This window comes from Stenotrophomonas sp. S39 (assembly GCF_016624665.1).
Taxonomy (GTDB): Bacteria; Pseudomonadota; Gammaproteobacteria; order Xanthomonadales; family Xanthomonadaceae; genus Stenotrophomonas.
The window spans coordinates 1-3762 of the sequence record NZ_JACVTT010000172.1 but is presented as its reverse complement, the minus strand read 5'-3'; the positions used below and the strand labels follow the sequence as shown (position 1 = coordinate 3762).

General features: G+C 66.7%; 6 protein-coding genes. 5 read left to right on the top strand and 1 reads right to left on the bottom strand.

The genetic code is table 11. The features are described 5' to 3' along the window. Positions 1-285 precede the first annotated feature (285 nt). A complete protein-coding gene (ubiE, locus tag IAE41_RS22005; RefSeq protein WP_079223406.1) occupies positions 286-1047 on the bottom strand; it encodes a bifunctional demethylmenaquinone methyltransferase/2-methoxy-6-polyprenyl-1,4-benzoquinol methylase UbiE in 762 nt (253 codons plus the stop codon). An 80-nt stretch (positions 1048-1127) separates the two neighbouring features. Between ubiE and IAE41_RS22000 the strand changes: the two genes are divergently transcribed. The 5 genes from IAE41_RS22000 to IAE41_RS21980 all read left to right on the top strand — a co-directional run bounded on the left by IAE41_RS22000 (position 1128) and on the right by IAE41_RS21980 (position 3647). Further along, positions 1128-1580 carry a nucleoside deaminase gene (locus IAE41_RS22000; protein WP_094002387.1) on the top strand — a complete coding sequence of 151 codons (453 nt, stop codon included), beginning with the start codon at positions 1128-1130 and terminating at the stop codon, positions 1578-1580. A 199-nt stretch (positions 1581-1779) separates the two neighbouring features. Next, entirely contained in the window at positions 1780-2037 is a 258-nt protein-coding gene (locus IAE41_RS21995) for a hypothetical protein (protein ID WP_079223408.1), read from the top strand. Positions 2038-2111: 74 nt separating this feature from the next. Next, a complete protein-coding gene (locus IAE41_RS21990; RefSeq protein ID WP_079223409.1) occupies positions 2112-2438 on the top strand; it encodes a hypothetical protein in 327 nt (108 codons plus the stop codon). A 73-nt stretch (positions 2439-2511) separates the two neighbouring features. Next, the gene (locus IAE41_RS21985; protein ID WP_200734565.1) at positions 2512-2934 is read left to right on the top strand and encodes a low affinity iron permease family protein; all 423 of its coding nucleotides are present in this window, start codon (positions 2512-2514) and stop codon (positions 2932-2934) included. 260 nt (positions 2935-3194) lie between these two features. Continuing rightward, positions 3195-3647 carry a transposase gene (locus IAE41_RS21980; protein ID WP_200734564.1) on the top strand — a complete coding sequence of 151 codons (453 nt, stop codon included), beginning with the start codon at positions 3195-3197 and terminating at the stop codon, positions 3645-3647. Positions 3648-3762: the final 115 nt, after the last annotated feature.

Here is a 3762-nt window from a genome sequence, read left to right as displayed (position 1 = left end):
GCCCTGGCCGCCTCCTGGGAGCAGCCGGCGGCCAGGGCCACGGCCAGCGGAAGGAGCATCAGCGGATTACGCATGAATCGGGACCGTTACGGGGATCAAACCCCAATGGTACCTCGCCCCCGCCCCGGACGCGTTGCGCGATGCGGGGTAAGGCCTGCCGTGGGACCCGCTCGCCGGGGGGGGGGGCCCCCCCCCCCGGGGGGCCGCCGCGAGGGCGGGCATGGCCCGGCGCTACCGGGAAACCGGACAGGTAGCGCCGGGCCATGCCCGGCGGCCCCACACGCTTTACAGCTTGTAGCCGGAGTGGATCGAGACGATGCCGCCGGTCAGGTTCTTGTAGTGGCAGCGCTCGAAACCGGCCTGCCCCATCATCGCCTTCAGTTCTTCCTGCGGCGGGTGCTTGCGGATGCTCTCGGCCAGGTACTGGTAGCTGTCCGAATCGTTGGCGAACAGCTTGCCCAGCTTCGGCAGGATCCTGAACGAGTGGAAGTCGTAGATCGGCTTGAACCAGTCGGCGGTGACTTCGGAGAACTCCAGCACGCGGGCCTGGCCGCCCACCTTCAGCACGCGGTACATCTCGCGCAGGCCGGCGTCCTTGTCGGTCACGTTGCGCAGGCCGAAGGCAATGGTCACCAGGTCGAAACTGTTGTCCGGGAACGGCAGGGCTTCGGCATTGCACTGCACGTAATCCAGGCCGAGCACCAGGCCGCGGTTGGTCAGGCGGTCACGGCCGACCGACAGCATGCCGGCATTGATGTCGCCCAGCACCACCGACCCCTCGGCGCCCACGCGCTCCTTCAGCAGGGCGGCGATATCGCCGGTGCCGCCGGCCAGGTCGAGCACGCGGTCACCCGGCTTCACCTGCGCGGTGGCCACGTAATAGCGCTTCCAGGCCCGGTGCACGCCGAGGCTCATCAGGTCGTTCATCAGGTCGTAGCTGCGCGCGACCGAGGTGAACACCTCGCCGACAAGCTTCTGCTTGTCCTTGGCGGCCACGTCGCGGAACCCGAAATGGGTGGTACCGGATTTGTAGGGGGATTCGCTCATGCGCTGATTATCGCACTGCCGGGGCCGCTGCGGGGTAACCGGGCCTTATCATGGCGGCCCATGACCCACCGGAGCCCCGCATGATCACCACGCCCGACTACCAGGCCCTGCTGCAGACCGCCATCGCCGAAGCCCGACAGGGCCTGGCCGAGGGCGGCGTGCCGATCGGCGCGGCGCTGTACCACAACGATGGCCGCCTGCTCGGCTGCGGCCACAACCGCCGCGTGCAGGAAGGCGATCCGTCCGTGCACGGCGAAACCGATGCCTTCCGCAAGGCCGGCCGCCAGCGCCGTTACCAGGACACCATCATGGTCACCACCCTGGCCCCGTGCTGGTACTGCTCGGGCCTGGTGCGCCAGTTCAACATCGGCACCGTGGTGGTGGGGGAATCGCGCACCTTCCAGGGCGGCATCGACTGGCTGCGCGAAAACGGCGTCAACGTGATCGACCTGGACAGCCAGGAATGCGTCGACCTGCTGGGCGGCTTCATTGCGCAATATCCGGAAATCTGGAACGAAGACATCGGCGAATAAGCGCCGCATTTCCGTTCCACGCACAGCTAGATGAACGCTTCAGAGCCGGCACAGCCTTGTGCCGGCTGCCTCTGCACAGGCCGATGTGCGCTGGCGCACAGTCAGCTGGATAAACCACACACGCGCTGCTAACACCGCCTTCGCACGGTGCGCCTACGGTGGAATCACCTGGGCCTTCCTGTCCCGGGGGAGCAAGCCCATGAGCGCGCACGCCGTACGCCCCTTGCCCGACCCTGCCCTCGCCGGCATCCGCGACCGATTGACGCAGCAGTTTGCGCTGCATCGGCGTGGTGCGCCGTTCTGGGCCGCATTCCAGGACATGCAGCAGGAAATCACCCGCGATCATCCGCGCGACCACGTGCGCCTGTGCAACGCGATGGCCGACATGGCCGAAGACCTGGGTGCCGTTGAACACGCGCAGCTGATCGATGGCAACACCGGCTGCACGCCGCGCTGACGCTGCATGCACCGGCACATACGCACACTGCGATGAACCCCCACTCCCTGCCACCCCAACCGAACTGGAATGCCATGCACGCTGAAGTCCCCGCCATCCCACCGGTCATCGACGTTGATGCTGAGCTTGATCACTGGCGCCGGCAGCATGCCGACGGTGCCCTGCCACACAACTCGTTCGGCTCCTACGTGCCGTGGATCAAGTTCGCCTGTGATTCGCTGATCACCCAGCCGCGCGCCAGCAACGCCGAGCGCGACGAGACGTTCCAGACCCAGTACGCCCTGCAGATCATGCCGCGCCTGAGCGAGGCGCAGGCCCGCGAGTTCGTCGACCGCTGCTGGCAGCACGTCTACCAGACCAGCCGCGTGCGCCTGCAGGACGCCCCGCGCCTGCGCGCCTGAGCCCCATCGCGGCTGCACGGCCCGTGCACGGGCCGCTGCCGATCATCCTCGTCACCTGGGTGGAACGACGACGATGAAAGCAAGAAACCTGTTCAATACGATCGCCAAGAAGGCCGCGGCCGCCACCGGCTCGCCGTGGACCTTCCTGGCAGCGGTGGCGATCGTGGTGGTATGGGGCATCAGCGGCCCCGTGTTCGGCTTCAACGATACCTGGCAGCTGGTGATCAACACCGGCACCACCATCATCACCTTCCTGATGGTGTTCCTGATCCAGCACACGCAGAACTCGGACACCGCGGCGATGCAGATCAAGCTGGACGAGCTGATCCGCGCCACGGCCGACGCCAACAACGAGCTGCTGGACCTTGAGGAAATGGACGAAGAACGGCTGGAGGAAATCCGCGCCGAGTACGAGCGCATGGCCCGCGAGGCCGGCGACGCGCTGGCCCGTGTGCGCTCCTGCCGCGCGGCGCCACGCGATGATGAGGCGGTTTGACACCAGACGGTAGCGCCGGGCCCTGCCCGGCGAGCGCGCAGCACGGCCTATGTCCGATGCCATGAACGCTTACGCTCTGGTAGCGCCGGGCCTTGCCCGGCGAGCGCGGCAGCGCGGTCTGTGTCCGATCCCATGAACGCCCGAAGGAAGCCGCCGGGCATGGCCCGGCGCTACCGACCCGGCGCCGCGCGGCAGAACCTCACAAGCTGCCAAGGTGTCTGCCGATAGGGAAACTCAAAGCGCATTCCCAGACTGGCCCAATGTCCAGCCGTCATCTCCAACGTGGCCGCGATTCCCGCATCGATGGCTATTACGTGCTTACCACTGTCGTGCTGAAGCGGCGCCCGGTGTTTGCAGACCCTCGCTGCGCCGAATGCCTCGTGGATACACTCCGCTTCGTCGAGCGCGAAGGACTCAGTCGCTCGTTCGCCTGGGTCGTCATGCCCGATCATGTTCATTGGTTGATGCAGTTGCGCGCGGGAACGCTCGCCCGATTGATGGGAACGTTGAAATCACGCAGCAGCCGCCATCTGGGGCTGCAGTTCGGGGTGGAGACGCCCCTGTGGCAACCGAGCTACTTCGACCACGCCGTTCGCAATGAAGAGGCTTTGAGGCGTCATGCGCTCTACATTCTGGGAAATCCGATACGCGCCGGACTCGCTGCCGAATTGGATGAATACCCGTTTGCCTGGTGTCGGTGGCCCATGCGGTAGCACGCGGCATGCACAAGAAGCCGCCGGGCACGGCCCGGCGCTACCAGGCGGGGTGGTCCCGGTAGCGCCGGGCCCGGCCCCGCGGGGGGAACTGTAGGCCGGGAGCGTTCCCCAC